This window comes from Mesorhizobium sp. (assembly GCF_017306585.1).
Lineage (GTDB): Bacteria > Pseudomonadota > Alphaproteobacteria > Rhizobiales > Rhizobiaceae > Mesorhizobium.
Genome location: NZ_JAFKIC010000178.1, coordinates 14,153 through 30,901, shown reverse-complemented (window position 1 = coordinate 30,901; position 16,749 = coordinate 14,153). Strand labels below are relative to the sequence as shown.

General features: G+C 64.0%; 20 protein-coding genes. 11 read left to right on the top strand and 9 right to left on the bottom strand.

Annotation, left to right across the window (positions count from 1 at the left end):
- Positions 1–345: sigma-70 family RNA polymerase sigma factor (locus J0I79_RS21410; RefSeq protein ID WP_292863546.1), on the top strand; the 345-nt coding region annotated here is incomplete at its 5' end.
- A 93-nt stretch (positions 346–438) separates the two neighbouring features.
- On the opposite strand, the gene J0I79_RS21405 is transcribed toward J0I79_RS21410, so the two are convergent.
- The gene (locus J0I79_RS21405; protein WP_292863543.1) at positions 439–1,494 is read right to left on the bottom strand and encodes a TauD/TfdA family dioxygenase; all 1,056 of its coding nucleotides are present in this window, start codon (positions 1,492–1,494) and stop codon (positions 439–441) included.
- 164 nt (positions 1,495–1,658) lie between these two features.
- Between J0I79_RS21405 and J0I79_RS21400 the strand changes: the two genes are divergently transcribed.
- From J0I79_RS21400 to J0I79_RS21385, 4 genes are all read left to right on the top strand, one after another.
- Positions 1,659–1,928: a DUF333 domain-containing protein gene (locus tag J0I79_RS21400; RefSeq protein ID WP_292863540.1), complete on the top strand. Its 270-nt coding sequence runs from the start codon at positions 1,659–1,661 to the stop codon at positions 1,926–1,928.
- Between the two features lie 80 nt (positions 1,929–2,008).
- A complete protein-coding gene (locus tag J0I79_RS21395) occupies positions 2,009–3,073 on the top strand; it encodes a DMT family transporter (RefSeq protein WP_292863537.1) in 1,065 nt (354 codons plus the stop codon).
- 3 nt (positions 3,074–3,076) lie between these two features.
- Positions 3,077–3,457 carry a DCC1-like thiol-disulfide oxidoreductase family protein gene (locus J0I79_RS21390; protein WP_292863534.1) on the top strand — a complete coding sequence of 127 codons (381 nt, stop codon included), beginning with the start codon at positions 3,077–3,079 and terminating at the stop codon, positions 3,455–3,457.
- A 163-nt stretch (positions 3,458–3,620) separates the two neighbouring features.
- Complete coding sequence (locus J0I79_RS21385; RefSeq protein ID WP_292863531.1) at positions 3,621–4,313, top strand: PadR family transcriptional regulator; 693 nt, start codon at positions 3,621–3,623, stop codon at positions 4,311–4,313.
- Between the two features lie 201 nt (positions 4,314–4,514).
- On the opposite strand, the gene J0I79_RS21380 is transcribed toward J0I79_RS21385, so the two are convergent.
- Both J0I79_RS21380 and J0I79_RS21375 read right to left on the bottom strand, forming a co-directional pair.
- Positions 4,515–4,775, bottom strand: coding sequence for a YiaA/YiaB family inner membrane protein (locus J0I79_RS21380; RefSeq protein WP_292863528.1), 261 nt, complete (start codon positions 4,773–4,775; stop codon positions 4,515–4,517).
- A gap of 58 nt (positions 4,776–4,833) precedes the next feature.
- A complete protein-coding gene (locus tag J0I79_RS21375) occupies positions 4,834–5,511 on the bottom strand; it encodes a PspA/IM30 family protein (protein ID WP_292863525.1) in 678 nt (225 codons plus the stop codon).
- 183 nt (positions 5,512–5,694) lie between these two features.
- On the opposite strand from J0I79_RS21375, the gene J0I79_RS21370 reads away from it, so the two are divergent.
- Both J0I79_RS21370 and J0I79_RS21365 read left to right on the top strand, forming a co-directional pair.
- Positions 5,695–6,336: a TetR/AcrR family transcriptional regulator gene (locus J0I79_RS21370; RefSeq protein WP_292863522.1), complete on the top strand. Its 642-nt coding sequence runs from the start codon at positions 5,695–5,697 to the stop codon at positions 6,334–6,336.
- Between the two features lie 56 nt (positions 6,337–6,392).
- The gene (locus J0I79_RS21365; protein ID WP_292863519.1) at positions 6,393–6,692 is read left to right on the top strand and encodes an HlyU family transcriptional regulator; all 300 of its coding nucleotides are present in this window, start codon (positions 6,393–6,395) and stop codon (positions 6,690–6,692) included.
- Between the two features lie 73 nt (positions 6,693–6,765).
- Here the strand turns inward: J0I79_RS21365 and J0I79_RS21360 are convergent, their stop codons facing one another.
- Positions 6,766–7,800: a class I SAM-dependent methyltransferase gene (locus J0I79_RS21360; RefSeq protein WP_292863516.1), complete on the bottom strand. Its 1,035-nt coding sequence runs from the start codon at positions 7,798–7,800 to the stop codon at positions 6,766–6,768.
- Positions 7,801–8,123: 323 nt separating this feature from the next.
- On the opposite strand from J0I79_RS21360, the gene J0I79_RS21355 reads away from it, so the two are divergent.
- Positions 8,124–10,097, top strand: coding sequence for a GGDEF domain-containing protein (locus tag J0I79_RS21355; protein ID WP_292863552.1), 1,974 nt, complete (start codon positions 8,124–8,126; stop codon positions 10,095–10,097).
- A gap of 46 nt (positions 10,098–10,143) precedes the next feature.
- Here the strand turns inward: J0I79_RS21355 and J0I79_RS21350 are convergent, their stop codons facing one another.
- The 4 genes from J0I79_RS21350 to J0I79_RS21335 all read right to left on the bottom strand — a co-directional run bounded on the left by J0I79_RS21350 (position 10,144) and on the right by J0I79_RS21335 (position 14,026).
- Positions 10,144–11,346: an MFS transporter gene (locus J0I79_RS21350; protein ID WP_292863513.1), complete on the bottom strand. Its 1,203-nt coding sequence runs from the start codon at positions 11,344–11,346 to the stop codon at positions 10,144–10,146.
- A 269-nt stretch (positions 11,347–11,615) separates the two neighbouring features.
- Positions 11,616–12,461, bottom strand: a complete 846-nt coding sequence (locus J0I79_RS21345; RefSeq protein WP_292863510.1) for a ribonuclease E inhibitor RraB — start codon at positions 12,459–12,461, stop codon at positions 11,616–11,618.
- A gap of 113 nt (positions 12,462–12,574) precedes the next feature.
- A complete protein-coding gene (locus J0I79_RS21340; protein WP_292863507.1) occupies positions 12,575–13,492 on the bottom strand; it encodes an alpha/beta hydrolase in 918 nt (305 codons plus the stop codon).
- A 15-nt stretch (positions 13,493–13,507) separates the two neighbouring features.
- On the bottom strand, positions 13,508–14,026 hold the full coding sequence (locus J0I79_RS21335) for a cupin domain-containing protein (RefSeq protein WP_292863504.1): 519 nt from the start codon (positions 14,024–14,026) through the stop codon (positions 13,508–13,510).
- 126 nt (positions 14,027–14,152) lie between these two features.
- On the opposite strand from J0I79_RS21335, the gene J0I79_RS21330 reads away from it, so the two are divergent.
- Entirely contained in the window at positions 14,153–15,076 is a 924-nt protein-coding gene (locus J0I79_RS21330; protein WP_292863501.1) for a LysR family transcriptional regulator, read from the top strand.
- Between the two features lie 25 nt (positions 15,077–15,101).
- Here J0I79_RS21330 and J0I79_RS21325 read toward each other — a convergent pair whose 3' ends face one another.
- On the bottom strand, positions 15,102–15,560 hold the full coding sequence (locus tag J0I79_RS21325; protein WP_292863549.1) for an Lrp/AsnC family transcriptional regulator: 459 nt from the start codon (positions 15,558–15,560) through the stop codon (positions 15,102–15,104).
- 146 nt (positions 15,561–15,706) lie between these two features.
- Between J0I79_RS21325 and J0I79_RS21320 the strand changes: the two genes are divergently transcribed.
- Both J0I79_RS21320 and J0I79_RS21315 read left to right on the top strand, forming a co-directional pair.
- Positions 15,707–16,447 carry an AzlC family ABC transporter permease gene (locus J0I79_RS21320; RefSeq protein WP_292863498.1) on the top strand — a complete coding sequence of 247 codons (741 nt, stop codon included), beginning with the start codon at positions 15,707–15,709 and terminating at the stop codon, positions 16,445–16,447.
- Entirely contained in the window at positions 16,444–16,743 is a 300-nt protein-coding gene (locus J0I79_RS21315) for an AzlD family protein (protein ID WP_292863495.1), read from the top strand. Before J0I79_RS21320 ends, J0I79_RS21315 begins: the two co-directional genes overlap by 4 nt.
- Positions 16,744–16,749 lie beyond the last annotated feature (6 nt).

Genomic DNA, 16,749 nt, shown 5'->3' with positions numbered 1-16,749 from the left:
ATCGCGAAAGAGCCGCTCTCGCTCGAAACGCCGGTCGGCGACGAGGAAGATTCGCATCTGGGCGACTTCATCGAGGACAAGATGGCGATCCTGCCGATCGACGCTGCAATCCAGGCCAATCTGCGCGAGACCACCACGCGCGTTCTGGCTTCGCTGACGCCGCGCGAAGAGCGTGTGCTGCGCATGCGCTTCGGCATCGGCATGAACACCGACCACACGCTGGAAGAAGTCGGCCAGCAGTTCTCGGTCACCCGCGAGCGTATCCGCCAGATCGAGGCCAAGGCGTTGCGCAAGCTCAAGCACCCGAGCCGCTCGCGCAAGCTGCGCAGCTTCCTGGACAGCTGAGTTTTTCCATCGCGAAGAGAAAAGGGCGCCTGATGGCGCCCTTTTTCGTTTCATGCCTCGGTCATGTGGTGAGGACCTTTTCCAGAGCCTGCACTATAGCGCTACATTCAGCCGCGTTCCCTTGACGATGATGCCGCCCCGATCGCCGACCTCTATCGAGCCATAGCGCTGCTTGAAGCACTCCGGCAGTGGACGATCGCCGGGGACAGACAGCCACAGGCGCAGCATGTGGCGCCGCTTGTCCGGCTCCGGCCAGTCGCGAAACCGCATGCGGTCGTGCAGCAGCGAATGATTGTAGACGAACTGCATGTCGCCCGGCCGCAGCCGCATCGACAGGTTCAGTTCCGGATCGTTGGCAAGATGATCGAAGAGATCCAGCGCTTCGACATGCGCCGCAGTGAGCCGCATGGCGCCCGGGAAGCGCTGGGCGCTGTCGATATACTGGCGCTGATAGATGCCGGTCAGCAGTCCGGCGTGCCAGTTGAGGACGGGGATTTCGAAATAGGGTTTTTCGCCCTCCGGTATTTCGCCGCGCCGGTCGGTGGCAATGGGATCAAACAGCAGCCGGACGAGATCGGGCCGCCGCCTGCGCATCTCGTTATAGATCGTCACCGTGCTCACCAAGAGAGACTCACCGCCCTGCATGGCGTCGCGCAGGCAGAGCAGGCCGACGACATCGGCGGAATCGGTGTGAAATGTCTGTCGCTCCGCCGTCTGGTAGATGCGCGTCGTGGCGTCCCTGGCGTCGGCGCCGGTGTCGCGGACATGGCCGAGTATGTGTCCAAGGGCATTCTGGGAGCGCGCGCTTCCCAGATGGGCGCCGATGCCGCAGAAGATCGTGGCGGCCATCTCGGCGGAATATCTTTCGACCGGCAGGCCGCGAAGCACCTCGAACCCGATGCCTAGGATCAGCTTTTCGCGAAGAGCGGCAAGATGGCCGGCAAGCCGGGGAAGGGGGAAGTCAGCCCTGGTCAAACTGCCTATGTCCCTGGAGCGGGCAAGAAAGCCGGTAGCCGCCGTCTCAAGCTCCGCAATATCCGGTGTGTCGAGTTCGACCAGCCATTGTTGGGGATTCCCGGCCATATCCCGGCCGATCCATGCCGCCGGGATTTCGATATGTTCTGGCGGCAGATCTGTCCTCTCGCGCATGAACTCCTCCCAATGGCTTGATCGCGTTCGGCGCAGATTGCCGCAACCGGGCGGGTTTTCAAACCGGCTCGTGCCACTGCCGTCGATGGTTCGGGTCTAGGCCCGGCAGCTTTGTCGTGAGACAGTGTGCCTTGCTGTGACAGACTGCGGTCGAGGAGATGCCGATGAACAGAATCTCGATGCTGATCGCGAGCCTTGCCTTGATATCGCTGGTACCGTTCGATGCGGGCGCGGCCCCGCAAAAACCGATCGGCCTGGCCAATCCGGCGTCGGTTCATTGCGGGGAGATCGGCGGACGTTTCGTGGTCCGGAAGGACAAGGCCGGCAATGAGTACGGGTTCTGCCGGCTGCCCAACGGCCGGCTGTGCGAGGAGTGGGCGCTGTTTCGCGACAACAAATGCATCGGGCCGAAGGCCGCCATGCGCCGCAAGTGACGCCTGGGATGGTCATTCGATAGCTGCCAGGGTCGACCTGCCGGCCGATGACATGACGTAGCGGCGTGGTAGGGTGAGCCATGTCCGAAGAGCATTCCCATTCACATCTGTGGCCCGGCGTGCCGCTCGCCCTCGGTTCGGCGGCCTTGTTCGGCGCCACGCCGCCATTGTCCAAGCTGCTGCTCGACCGTGTCGATCCGTTCATGCTGGCGGGATTGCTGTATCTCGGCGCCGGCATCGGTCTGGCGCTCTACCGGCTGTCGCGCGGCGGGCAAGGCGATGCCGGCGAGGCGCGGCTGGCCGCAGGCGATATTCCGTGGCTGGCGCTGGCGATCGGCATGGGCGGTATCGTCGGGCCGGTTCTCCTGATGTTCGGCCTTACCCTCAACACGGCGTCCAGTTCCGCCCTGCTGCTCAATCTGGAGGGTCTCGCGACCATGGCGATCGCCTGGCTGGTCTATCGCGAGAATGTCGACCGGCGGCTGCTGTTCGGAGCCTTCGCCATTCTGGTGGGCGCGCTGCTGCTGTCGTGGGAGGGCCAGGGCATCGCCTTCAATCTCGGGGCGCTGCTCGTCGCCGGCGCCTGCCTTGCCTGGGGGCTCGACAATAATTTTACCCGCAAGATTTCGGCGGCTGACCCGGTGGCCATCGCCATGCTGAAGGGGTTGGTGGCGGGCACCGTCAATGTCGGGCTGGCCTTCGCTTCCGGCGCGTCGCTGCCGGGCGCGGGCACCATCCTTGCCACCGCCGCGGTCGGTTTCTTCGGCATCGGGGTGAGCCTTGTCATGTTCATCCTGGCGCTGCGCCATCTCGGCACCGCCCGCACCGGAGCGTATTACTCGCTGGCGCCCTTCATCGGCGCGCTGCTGGCGATCCTGCTGCTGGGCGATGAATTTACGCTAAAGCTCGGCATTGCCGGACTGCTGATGGGCGTCGGCCTTTGGCTGCATCTGTCGGAACGCCACGATCACGCGCACGACCATGAGGCGATGGAGCATGAACACAGCCATGTGCATGACGAGCATCACCAGCATCATCATGACGGGCCTGTCAGCGAGCCGCATTCGCACTGGCACCGGCATGAGCCGATGCGCCACAAGCATCCGCACTATCCGGACCTGCACCACCGGCACGGTCACGGCTGACCGATGGCCGGCCCGGCGCTCACCGTCTGGTACAACACGCGCTGCCCGGTCTGCGATGCGGGTATTACCCGGCAGAAGCGGCGGCTGATCGCGGCGGTCAAGGCCGGACGCATCGAGTTCCGCGACATCAATCCTGAGCCGGACGCATTGGCGCGACACGGCGCTTCCCTGGAGGATATCCGACGCCGGCTGCATGCCACCGACGCGGATGGCCGGCTGCTGGTCGGCGCCGATGTCGCCATCGCTGTTTGGAAGGCGACGCCGGGCGAGGGCTGGCTGGCGACACTGTTCGGCAACCGGCTGGCCCTGCCGCTGACGCGCCTTGCCTATGACCGGTTCGCCGACCTGCTCTACGCCTGGAACCGGCGCAACGGCCGCTGGTAGCCCGCTACCCGTTTCGCGCTTCCTCTGTCTACGCCGCGGGCCGACCTTCGCTGATGCGATGCCGGTTGGCCTTCATTCAGATACATCGTAAGATATATCTTGACTCCGGAGAGGGGCGCGCCTAATTAAGATATATCGTAAGATACAACTCAAGGAGCAATCAATGCACAATCACAAGTTTGGCAATCATTTCGGCGATCGCGCCGAGCGCATGTTCATGCACATGGCCGGCAAGTTCGGTGGCCGTGGCGGTGGCGGCGGCTTCGGGCCGTTCGGGGGCAGGGGCGGCGGGCGCGGCGGCCCGGGCGACTTCTTCCGCGCCGGGCGCATGCTGGCCGACGGCGACCTCAAGCTGATCACGCTGTCGCTGCTGGCCGAGGCCCCGCGCCACGGCTACGACATCATCAAGGCGCTGGAAGAGCGCACCAGCGGCATCTACAGCCCGAGCCCGGGCGTCGTCTACCCGACACTGACCTTCCTGGAAGAGGCCGGCTATGCCGTCTCGTCGAGCGAGGGCAACAAGAAGGTGTTCTCGATCACCGAGGCAGGGCAGGCGCATCTGACCGAGAACCGCGAGATGATCGACGGCGTGCTGGAACATCTCGAACGCTTCGGCCGCAAGATGGCCAAGGCGCGCGACTGGTTCGGCTGGAACGACGATGGCGAGGATCGCCGTGGCGGGCGCGGCGGCGGCCGTGGCGGGCGCTCGGAGACGCGCGACGGATTCCGCGCCAGCCGCGACCGGCGGCGCTCGGCGCTGAGCGACATCGTCGACGCGCCCGAGGACAAGCAGGCCGAAGCCATGAGCATCCTCGAAGCCGCGGCCGACGCGCTGGAAGCGCTGTCGCATCGCTGACCTCGTCGGAACTCGGAGTTCCTCGCCCCCGCCTAAGGCGGGGGAGAGGTGGCCGCGAAGCGGACGGAGAGGGGGGCTTCGTAGGGCGGACGGGTTTGTAACTTGGTCGGCGTCGAGCCATTCCCCCTCTCCGTCTCGGCTTCGCCGAGCCACCTCTCCCCCATTTTCATGGGGGCGAGGAACCGAGTTGTCCGCGACGCATCATTCCTTGCCGACATACTCGCTGATCAGCTTCTCGTTGCGAGCCCTTTCGATCTTGGCTGTTGTCTCGGCCGCGATGCGCTCGTCTGTGCGGTACTTGACCAGGTTCACCAGGCTGCCGGTGAGCAGCAGGACGCCCATGGCCCAATAGCCCTTGGTCGAGAGGTCGACGGGCGCCAGCCACAGCGACAGGCCGAGCATGAAATAGGCCGCGCCCACCGAGATGGCGTTGAACATGATGTAGGTCTGATTGCCGTTCATTGGAGTTCTCCGTTGATCTGACGATTGATGGATGGATGGAAATCGGATCTGGATGTCTTCAGTTGATGGTCTTCAGGCGCTCGAGCACGTCCTTGGCGCGGATTTTCACCGCCGGACCGTGCCCGGCATCGGCCAGGCGGTCGCGGATCGCCTCGTGACGCAACTCGCCATCGATCTCGTCGAGGATGCCGGCCTCCTCGAACGGGTCGGCGGCTCCCTTGATGCGGGCGAGCAGCTCTTCGGCGTCGTTGATGCTCGCCGAATGGCCGATCGACCTGACCAGCCGTGACTGCGCCTTGCGCTCGGCATCGATGGCGCGGGCCGAGATCATGCCCTGGTTCAGGTCGATGATGCGGCGGTGTGCCCGCTCCACCGAAACCCGCATGCGCAACGTCTTCTCGCCGAGACTCTGCACCGTGGCGCGGCGGACCTCTCGTTCATTCTCCAGTTCGGCGATGGCCGCTGCGCCGCTTTCGGCAAGCCCGTTATTGCCGGCGGCGAGCGCGCTCAGCGTGCGGCTTTCCAGGTCGGCGTGACGGCGGTCGAGCTGGTCGAGGCTGGCCTGTTCGGCGCGCTGGCGCACGATCAGGCTGGCAAGTGTCTGCTTGGCGGCGGCAAGTCCGGCCTCGGCGTCGCGGATACGCTGCGCCAGAAGGTCGATGGCAAAGCGATCCTTGAGGCCGTCCTCGGCCCGCGCGCTGGCGCCGTCGAGCAATGTTCTGATCAGGCTAAGCATGGTCTTCTCCCTTCGAACTTTTCTGTGTGAACGATGTTCACGAAGCCAACATATCACGAAATGAACATTGTTCAATATGGATTTTGAACGCTGTTCACGATTTTCTGGGCATGGTAAAGAGACGAGGTCCCAGGGTTCGTGAAAGCGGGCCTCGGGAAGGAGCAAGCAGTCGCGGGAACAAGCATGGCACTGGACAAGGAAGAGACGAGCGAGCGCGTGCTCGCCATCGCCGAGGCGCTCATCAACGAGGGCGGCATGGATAATCTGAAGGCCCGCACCATCGCCGAGCAGGCGGGGATCTCGGTCGGCTCGATCTACAATCTGTTCGCCGACCTCGACGGCGTGCACCGCGCCGTCAACATGCGGCTGCTCGACCGGCTGGGCGCGGCCGGTGCGGCGGCCATGGCCGATCTTGCCCGACGCGGCGTCACCGATGTGCGCCAGCGCCTGCTGGCGCTGGCCGGCGCCTATATCGGCTTCGTCGAAGCCCATCCCGGCAGCTGGCCGGCGCTGCTGGCCTTCAACCGGCGGCGCCCGGTGCTGAGCGAGCCGGACGCCTATGAGTCGCGGCTCGATCAGTTGTTCGAAATCATTGCCGCCGTGCTTGCCGAGGGCAATTTCGACATTGACGAGGAGACGCGCCAGACCGCCGCGCGCACGCTCTGGTCAAGCGTGCACGGCATCGTCACTAGTGGTTATGCGGCGCGCTCGCTGCGCCGCCAGGCCGACGAGATCGGACGGCAGGTCGAACTGCTGGTCGCCGTCTTCATCAGGGGGCTGGAACGCGGCGGCACATTCGCGCATGCTGGGACGACAGCGCCGTGAATCGCGCGCGGCACAAGGCAAGCCGCGAGCGCAGGGCGAACAGGGAGATTTGAGCCATGTCTTTTTTGAAGCGTCTTTTCGGTGGCGGCGGTGGCGGCGGTGAAGCCGCCGAGCCCGGCAGTGCGGCGCCCGCCAAGCAGGTCGAGCACAAGGGGTTCACCATCAGCGCCACGCCTTACAAGGCCGAGGGCCAATACCAGACCTGCGGCATCGTCTCCAAGGAGATCGACGGCGTGGTGAAGGAGCACAAATTCATCCGCGCCGACCGCTTCGCCGGGCTCGACGACGCCGTCGACATCTCGATCAAGAAGGGCATCCAGCTGGTGGACGAACAGGGCGAGCGGATTTTCGGGTGACCGAAGTCGGCCAAACCTCGAGCGCCTGGGCGCTCAAGGTGGATCGGTCCGACGTGAGCGCCCCTGGCGGCTGCTATCCCCGCTTTTCGATCACGGCGTAGAGCACGTTGCGGTTCTCGCCGAAATACACCTGCGCCTCGACGGCGTTGCGGTCGACGCTGGCGTTGATGATGTTCCACATGTCGACTTCCGAGCGCAGCAGCAGCACCCAGTCCATGAAGGTCTCGCGGTAGCCGGCGTCGGGATTGCCCTCGGCATAGTTGGCGAACAGGAATGTCCCGTTCGGCTTCAGCATCTGCAGGCAGGTCTTGGTGAGCTTCACGGCGACATTGTGCTGGAGGTAGTCATAGAGGCCCGAGGCGTAGATCAGGTCGAACTTGCCGAGCTTGTGGCCTCGCGCCAGCACCGTGCGCACCGAGCCGTCGACGGCCTCGACCGCGGTTCCCTGGAAGTCGCGAGCGATCAGGCCGACGCTCAGCGGGTCCTGGTCGAGCGCCACCCAGCGCTTGAGGCGGCCTTGCGCCAGCGCGGCAGACCGGTTCGCCTCGCGCAGGTGGCCGGCCGCGATCGCCAGGACTTCCGTCTCCGCTCCGCCTTTCTCGGCGGCCTCGTCGACATAGCGGGTCAGCAGATCGCGCCGTTCCCGCGCCGCCACGCATGACGGAACGTTCTGGGTGTAGCTGTAGAGCGCCTTGCCGAGATCGGAGGCGTTCGCCACGTCTTCGGCCACATGCGGATCGCAATAGATATAATCGAGCAATTGCGCGTCGCCGGAATAGCCCCTGGGCTTGGTGAAGGACCAGCGCGTGAGCGGGTCTTCCAGAAAATACTTCATGATCGGATGGTTTTGCGCCACCGGTATCAGGGCCTGCCAGACGTCAGGATGAAGCCTGGCATGCATGCCCTCCAGATGCGACATCAGGCGGCGAATGATCTCGGCGGGGTTTTTTGCCTGTTCGATCTGCTGCTGTGTCGTGAGAAGGACGAGCGCCAGTTCCGCGCGGGCGGTTTCGAACGCGGCGCCATGACGCTCCGCGTTGCCTCGACGCAGGCCGCCGGCGAGCATTTCGGCGGTGATCAGACTTTGGCCGTCAAAGACAGTTTGCACACCAAGACTCCACAGTTAACAGCGGGTTAACTTATCGCGTAGAATGCTTGATTTGCCAATGTCGGTTCGGTCGCATTTTATCAATATGATTAATTTCGCTGCAACCATCTTAATTCATTAGAAACCTTGCATACTGAATTTCGGGCTCGAGTTAACTGAAACTTGTTTCGCTCGGTCGCATTTATTCGTCCGGCGTTGCAGTCGCCGCCGCGTTCAAGGAGTCGGCCCGCGTGGGGTCAGAAGCAGGAAATGGGTTTGGAACGCAAAACGCCCTTCAGCCGGGGTTCGTGGTGAGCGAACGCGTGTCGCCCGGATTGGCTGACATGACGCAGGTCGAGCCTTACGAATCGCGCCACGAGCCTGGGGCCGAGGAACTGCGCGTCCTTTACCTCAGGGAATCCCAGGCGAAGCGAAGAAAGGAAGCCAGGCCAGGGCTTTGGATCGCCGTTGCCATCTATGTCCTGTTTTCGGCGAGCGACCTGCTGCTCATCCCCGATGTGGCGGCCTATACGATCGCGGCGCGCTTCGCGGTCGGCCTGACCGCGCTGCTGACCCTGGAAGTCCAGCTCCGGCGGGGGGCCGGAACCGGCTGGCTCGACGTGACCTGCGCGGCGGCCATCATCTTCGGCTATGTCGGATGGCTGTTGCCGGCCTCGATGGGCGCCGACAAGGAAAGCGTCGCCTATTATATGGTGTTCGGCACCATATTCATGATGAGCGCCAATCTCTTTTTCACGTTCAGTTTCAGAACATCCATCATCACATCAACTATAATTTTGTGCATATTGTATGTCGTAAACTACTTCGTGCCGGCCACGCTGACGTACAAAATGGTCTTCGGAACGTTCTACGTCTCGTGCTTCACCTTCACGTCCTATGTGAACTGGAAGCTGAACGAGGAGCGCTACAACGTTTTCCTCAACGCGCTGGAAGCCAGAATCCAGCACAAGGAGGCCACCGAACGCGGCAAAGCCCTGCTGCGGCTGTCGCGGACCGATCCGCTTACGGGCCTGGAAAACCGGCGGGCGATCGACGAGAAGCTGCGCGATCACTGGAATGACTGGCAGAAGCTTGGCGCCGGTTTCGTGGCTGTTCTCATCGACGTGGATTTCTTCAAGAAGTTCAACGACTGCTACGGCCACCAGGAAGGCGACCGTTGCCTGATCCAGGTCGGCAATGCGCTGAGCGACCTGATCAGGCAGTATGACGGCTCGATCGGCCGCTATGGCGGCGAGGAATTCATTGTCCTGGCGCGTCTCGACAAGAAGGGACAGGTGGCCGAACTCGCGGAAGCGATCTGCCGCGCCGTCGAGAGCCTGGCGATCGCCCACGAATTGCGGCGGGACGGCATCTCGATCGTGACGGCGAGCGTGGGCGCCGCCTTCACCAGGAAGCAGACCGGCGCCAAGCTGGAAAAAATCATCCACGAGGCCGACCGCGCGCTCTATCTGGCAAAGGCCGGCGGCCGCAACTGCGCCCGGCTGTTCGACCCGACGGATCCGCAGAGCAGCGACGAGAGCGAGAACCTCGCGGCCCTGCTCAAGATCGCGATCGGCCAGGATCTCGTTTCGCTCGTCTACCAGCCGATCCAGGATATCGGATCGGGCAAGGTGGAAGCGGTGGAGGCGCTGATGCGCCTCAAGATGCTCGACGGCACGCTGGTACCGCCCAGCATCTTCATCCCCGTGGCGGAGCGGACCGGCGCCATCCTGGAGCTCGGCCGCTGGGCGATAAGGACGGTGTGCACGGAACTCCTGGCCGACGATCACATCCGCCTTGTCAGCGTCAACGTCTCGCCGATCCAGCTCAAGACACCCGGCTTCGCGGCGTCGGTAGCGACCATCCTGGGCGAAACCGGCGTGACCGGCAACCGGCTGGCCTTCGAAATCACCGAAGGGCTGGAGATGGAGATGCACTCCGACATCCTGCGCTGCATCAGCGACCTGAAGCTCTTGGGCATCAAGATCTGGCTCGATGATTTCGGCACCGGCTTTGCCGGCCTTTCCTGGCTTCGCCTGATCGATTTCGACACGGTCAAGATCGACCGCTCGTTCCTTCACGACTGCTCCACGCCGAACGGCAAGGCGATGCTCCAGGACATCATCGCGCTGGTGCGCAATCGCGGCCACAAGATCCTGGTCGAAGGCGTGGAGACCGACGAGCAGATGGCCCTCATGCGCGAGTTCGGCATCGACAAGATCCAGGGTTTTCGCGTCGGGCGTCCTGTTCCCGCCGAGATTTTCCAGGCGAAGCGGCCGCTTCAGAAGCGCCCGTTCACCGTCCTCAAATCGGCTTGACCAAGCGCGGGCCGTGGCCCGCGCCGCGTTGTTTCCGCACCGCCTGTCAGGCCGCCTGCAATTGCCGGCGCGGCAGAGGCGGGAAGGCGATCGCTATGCCCGCCGCGCCCAGGCCGATAAGGGCCGAGCCGATGAACAGCCAGTGGTAGCTGGCATAGGCGTCGAAGATCATGCCGCCGGCGAGCGGACCCAGCGCCATGCCGAGGCTGGACAGCATGGTGGCGGCGCCGAAGACGGTGCCGAGGATGCGCTGGCCGAAATATTCACGCGCCAGCACCGCGTAGAGCGGCATGACGCCGCCATAGGTGGCGCCGAAGATCACGGCGAGCATATAGAACTGATCGAGCTGGCTGATCGAGAGATAGGCGGCAATGACGATCGCCTGGATGGCGAGGCCGGCGACCAGCACCGGCTTGACGCCGAGCCGGTCGGCCAGCACGCCGTAGAGCAGGCGGCCGCCGAGGCCGGCCAGGCCCTCGACGCTGTAGATCGAGACGGCCGCCATGGGGGCTACGCCGCACAGCATGGCGTAGCTGACCATGTGGAAGATCGGGCCGGAATGCGCCGCGCAACAGGCAAAGAAGGTCAGGCCGAGCACGATGAATTGCGGCGAGCGCAGCGCCTGGCCGACGCTCATGCCGGTGCCCTCGGCCACGGGCATGGCTGCTACATCGGTCGTCGCTGGCGAGGGCGGCTGGCGCACCAGGAGGACGGCGGGCAACAGCAGCACCCAGGCCATGATGCCGATGTCGAACATGGCGGTGCGCCAGTCATAGGCCGAGATCAGCCAGCGGGCGAAGGGCGAGATGGTCATCGGCGCCACGCCCATGCCGGCCGAGACCAGCGACACGGCAAGGCCGCGATGGGTATCGAACCAGCCGGTGGTCAGCGCGATCATCGGCGCGAAGAAGGCGCTGGCCGCAAGCCCGACCAGCACGCCATAGGTAATCTGGAACGCAAGGAGCGAACTGGCGCCGCTGGCCAGCACCAGCGCCAGCCCGAGCAGCACCGCGCCGATGGTGACGACGATGCGGGCGCCGAAGCGGTCGGACAGGGCGCCCCACGCGAAGCCGCCAAGACCCATGACGAGGAAGTTCAGCGTCATGGCGCTCGAAATGCCGGCGCGCGACCATTGCGTGTCCAGCGCCATCGGCTCGAGGAAGATCGCCAGCGAAAACATCGTGCCGATGGCGACGCAGGACATCAGCGCGCCGGCCGCGACGATGACCCAGCGATAGGACAGGTTCATGTTTCTTCTCCCTTGCCGGGAGAAGCATCGATCTTTCGACACCGTCCGGCAATTCCGGTTGCGTCCCGAGGACGTCCGAGCCGCGGCCAATTCGACATTGCGGAGCGAATTTTTATGGAATCAAGAATGGGCTTCGGGCTTTTGTCCGATGCATGTCCTTGTCCCGAGACCGTGGCTGCTTTTGGGTGACCTGCACTGGCGTCGAAACTCGATCATCCGGGTGCGGCAAAGGGCCGAGATGGGTGGATTGCAGACCTCCGCACGGATCGCTAATGACCCTTGCGGCCATCCGTCGAGGTCGAAGTCTGAGAAACGACCATCGTTTCCCAACCATCATAATCGACCTTGGATTTCTCTACCGCATCGACAATAACAGGTGTCAGCTCTTGGAACGCCTCCAGGTCGACCGGCATTTTACGTGAAAGGACGACGCCGGTCGGACCACTTAGCCAATGGTCGACCGAAAAACCGTGGACTTCGAGGTCGCCAAAAAGCGACTCGAGAGATTCACGCTGCCCGTAGAACCAGAAATCCGTCTTCCTCGGCGCGCGCCCATCGTCGCCGTGCTTCTGCAGACTGGCGATAACGCTTTGATCGCCGTTCAATTGGGTCTCGAGCAAAGATGGTGTTATGAGCTGGATTAGTGCTTGGCGGTCCTGCACGTCCGATGCATCGCAGGAAAAGCCCTGTATTGGGTCCGATCGAAGCAGCCATGACAAATCCAGCGGGTCACGGTGCACAATGAACATGCGGCGCTGGCCTTGACCCGTTACGCTCGCGACATGGATAGCGCCCGCTGCCAGTACCGCCGGCTCGTCGTTGAGTTTGTCTTCGATGGCGTAAAGGCGCTCTGTACCTCCTGGCATGCCCCGGTCATTCACGTTCGCGGGATCGGTCCGGCAAGTCACCACGGTCGCGCGCCCGTTGAGCAGCAGTCTCCGCGCATCGGCATTGCCCGTTCTGGCAATAACCACGAGCGGCTTGCCATCAGAGGCTACGCGCTCAAAGATCATCCAACGATCGCTATTTGCGGAGGTTGCTTGGCTGGCCTCAGCACCGAGAGGTTGCCAGACAGACGAAAGACCGAATAACAAGGAGGCGATTTTTTTTATCATTTCCGGCTCCCGAAGCTTTCTAACAAATTCTGTTAGATTAATCAGCCGCGAAATTACTATCAACGTCCGCTGTGAGATCGAACTCGGTCGCTCAGTGTGATTGTGCTTTGCCCCTAGAGATGCCGCCGGATGAATGCTCCGGCCATGTCGACGGCTTCGCGCGCGGCGCGCAATTCGGCGGGGTTGGAGGGGAAGACATGCGTCATGCCCTCCCAGACATGCAGCGCAACCTCGCCGCCGGCACTCGAAATCGCCTCGGCGACGCGGCGCGAATCGTCGAGCAGGATTTCGTCGTGGCCGACATGGATAAGCAGCGGCGGCAGTCCGCCCAGGGGCTGATAGAGCGGCGAGGCGCGCGGGTCGGTGGGGGCGGCGCCCTTGAGATAGAGGTCGGCCGCCTTTTTCAGCTCGGCGCGTTTCACCAGCGGATCGGCATCCGCTCTCGTCAGCATCGAGCCGCCGGTGAGGGCAAGATCAGTCCATGGCGATATCAGCACCGCGCAGCGCGGCATGATGCCGGTTCCCCTTCTGGCCGTGGCCGCCACCAGCGCCAGCAACGACAGGGCAAGGCCACCGCCGGCCGAGTCGCCGGCAAGCGCGATCGCCTCGTGGCCCATGTCGCAAAGGCCAGCGAACACGGCCAGCGCATCGTCGACCGCGGCTGGAAAAGCGTGCTCCGGCGCCAGCCGGTAGTCGGGAATGAAGGCCGGCGCGCCGGCCCGCTGCACGATCTGGCTGACGAAGTTGCGGTGACCGAAAGCGGAGCCTAGCACATAGGCGCCGCCATGAAGATAGAGGATCACAGCGCCGGTGGCAGCGGCCTTTGGCCGGCACCACCAGCCGGGAACCGCGCCGACCGTGCCGGCCTCGAAGCCGACGCCTTCGGCGGCCGGGGTCTGTTCCATGAGCGCTTCGAAGGCCGGCCGGGCAGCCGGTGCGAATTCCAGCGGCGGCAAGGTCGCCAGCATTTCGCGCGTTGCCCGCATGACGGCCCGGTCGTGCTCGTCCTCGGGATGGATTTCCTCGCTCATGGCAGGCTGTCCCGGTTATGGCTTGAGGAGCTCGGTGCGGAATTGCGGCGCGAGTGCCGCCGCCTTGGCGAGGAAGGCGCTGAATGCCGCCGGGTCGAGCTTCGGCGCCTGCGCGGTGCGGCTCGCCACCGGCGTGCCGACCCTGGCGAAAAATTCCTCCTGGCCGGCGGGCGCGCACAGGCACAGCATACGCACGTCCGCGCCCGAGACGTTCCTGAAGGAATGCGGTGCGTTGGCGGGGATGTTCACCGTCATGCCCGCCTTGGCCAAGCTTTTTTGGCCACGGAAGGTGAATTCGATCTCGCCTTCCAGGAGATGAAACGTCTCCTCGAAATCATGCCGGTGCGGACCGGGGCCGCCGCCATGCGGGACCATCATGTCGATGAGGCAGAACAGCCCGCCCGTTTGGGCGCCGGACAGCAGGATGGTGTAGGTGTCGCCCACCATAGCCAGATGCTGGAGGGCCGGATCGTCGGGATCGACAATCGACAGCTGGCGGTTGGGATCGTCGGCGGGGATTGTGAACTCAGGCATGTCTGATCTCCAGGTCGGCGAGGCCCCCAGCCTTGTGTCAGTGGTAGCTGCCGGCTGGCGCCAAAGCACCAAAAAGCTCGTTCGACCGGCTGGACTCACTGTCCCACGGATGGAACAGTCGCCGGCATGATCGATCTCAACGATTTGCGGGTCTTCGAAAGGGTGGCGGCGACCAGCAGCTTCTCGGCCGCCGGCCGCGCGCTCGGCCTGCCGAAATCGACTGTCAGCCGCAACATTGCCCGGCTGGAGCAACAGCTGGGCGCGCGCCTGTTCCAGCGCACCACACGCGCGGTGATCCTGACCGTCGCCGGGGAGGCGCTGCGGATACGCTGCGTCGAGCTGATGTCGCGGATCGATGAGACGGTGACCTATGTCGAGAGCCTTGCCGGCGAACCGCGCGGTCTGTTGCGGGTCAGCGCCGGCATCGGTTTCGGCATCAATGTCCTGTCACGGCATTTGCCCGAATTCCTCGCCCGTTTTCCGCATGTCGATGTTTCGCTCGACCTGACCAGCCGTGACCTCGATCTTGTCGCCGACCGGGTCGACGTCGCCATTCGCATGGGGCCGTTGCCGGATTCGGCGCTGGTGGCGACGCGCCTTGGCGGCGTGCGCCGCTGCCTCGCCGCCGCGCCGGATTATCTCGGCCGGCATGGCAGGCCGCTGACGCCGGGCGACCTGTCCGCGCATGAGTGTATCGAAATGCCTCGCGGCGATGGCCGGATGCGGACCTGGCATTTCCACCGGGGCGGCGAGATGGCCACGGTCGATGTGCGCAACCGGGTCAGCGTCAACGACGCGCTGACCATCCACCAGCTGGTTCGCAACGGCGCGGGGCTGGGCGTGCTTTCCGACTATCTGTGCGTCGACGATTTCGCCGAGGGCCGCCTTGTTCCGGTGCTGACGTATTGGGAAATCGCGCCGATCGAGGTCAATCTGCTCTTTCCAAGCAAGCGCGAGCTGTCGCAGACGGTGCGTGCCTTCGTGGATTTCATGCGCGAGGTTTCCGTTCCCAACCAGCATTGGCAGGGCGGAAATTTCGCGGCGACCTGACCCGGCGGTTCCTTGGCCGCAGGTATCAGACCGGCAGTTCCGACGTATACTTGATCGTCTGGCTCGGCACATCTGTCTTGACGTTCTGCACGCCCCGGATGCGGCTCAGATGCTCCGACTGGAAACGGCGGTAGTCGTCGATGCCTGCGGCCACCACACGCACCATGGCGTCGCAGTCGCCCAGCATCAGGTAGCATTCCATCACTTGCGGCAGCTTCGCCACCTCGGCGGCGAAATGCTCGATCGTGTCCTCGTCCTGCGCCTTCAGCCAGATGCGGGTGAAGAAGGTCAGACCCTTGCCGATGCTGGCCGGATTGACCACGGCGACGTAGCGGTCGATGACGCCGGCTTCCTCCAGCAGTTTCACACGCCGCAGGCATGGCGACGGCGAGAGCCCGACTTCGGCCGCCAGCTCGTTGTTGGCCATGCGGCCGTCGCGCTGCAGGGCGCGCAGGATGCGCTTGTCGATGTCGTCGAGCTTCATGGCGATGTATTTCAACCTCATGAGATTTCTTGGCATTGAATGCCAATATGGCAGGAATGACAACAGTCTTCGCAACCAAATTGCGGAGGCAAGTTTATATGGTTGCGTCGGGACCCCACCGAAACGGAGCCGCGAGACCGGCAGTCATGAGCATTTCCCAGGCAGCAGCTTCCGAGGCCGTCGACGGCCGATCGGGTTCGGAGTTCCGTCGCGGCGTCATGTCCTGCCTACCGGTGCTTCTTGGCACGGTGCCCTATGCCCTGGTGTTGGGCGCGCAGGCGCGGCAAAAGGGGCTGAGCGCGCTCGAACTGCCGATGATGACCGGATTGAACTTCGCCGGCGGTTCGGAATTCGCGGCGATCCAATTGTGGACGTCGCCGCCGCATATCGTGCTGATCGTGGCCATCACCTTTCTGGTCAACAGCCGGCATCTCCTGATGGGGGCGGCGCTCGCGCCATTCCTGCGCCACCTGCCACGGCGCAAGGCGTTCGCGGCGCTGTTCTTCATGTGCGACGAGAGCTGGGCGCTCGGGCTGGCCGACGCGAGGCGGCGCGCCGGCGCGAATGTGACGCCCGCCTTCAGCCTGGCCTACTATATGGGCGCGGCGCTTGCCATGTATGGAGCCTGGGTTGCCTTCACGACGGCTGGAGCGTTGCTTGGCCCGTTGCTTGGCAATGTCGAGCCTTATGGTTTCGACATGGCGTTTCCAGCCGTTTTCCTGGTGCTGATGGCGGGCATGTGGAAGGGCGTGGCGGCCGCGCGGCCATGGCTGGTCAGCCTTGTCGTCGCGGCTCTGGTGTATCTGCTGGTTCCCGGCGCCTGGTATGTCGCCGCCGGCGCCGTCAGCGGACTGGCCTCTGCATGGCTGATGGCGGGTGACGCATGATCGACATGGCAACACTTCTCGCGATCGTGCTGATGGCCTGTGTCACCTACCTGACGCGCATCGGCGGATACATCGTTCTGCGCAACCGCGCGCTCGGGACACGCGCCACGGCTGTAATGGAAGCCGCTCCGGGCTGTGTGCTGATCTCCGTTATCGCGCCGAGCTTCGTTTCCAGAAATCCTGCCGACCTCGCGGCGCTTGCGGTCACGATCCTTGCCGCCACGCGGCTGTCGATGCTGCCGACGGTGGTGATCGGAATCGCCTCGGCGGGATTACTGCGCCACGTCATGGGCTAGAAAAGA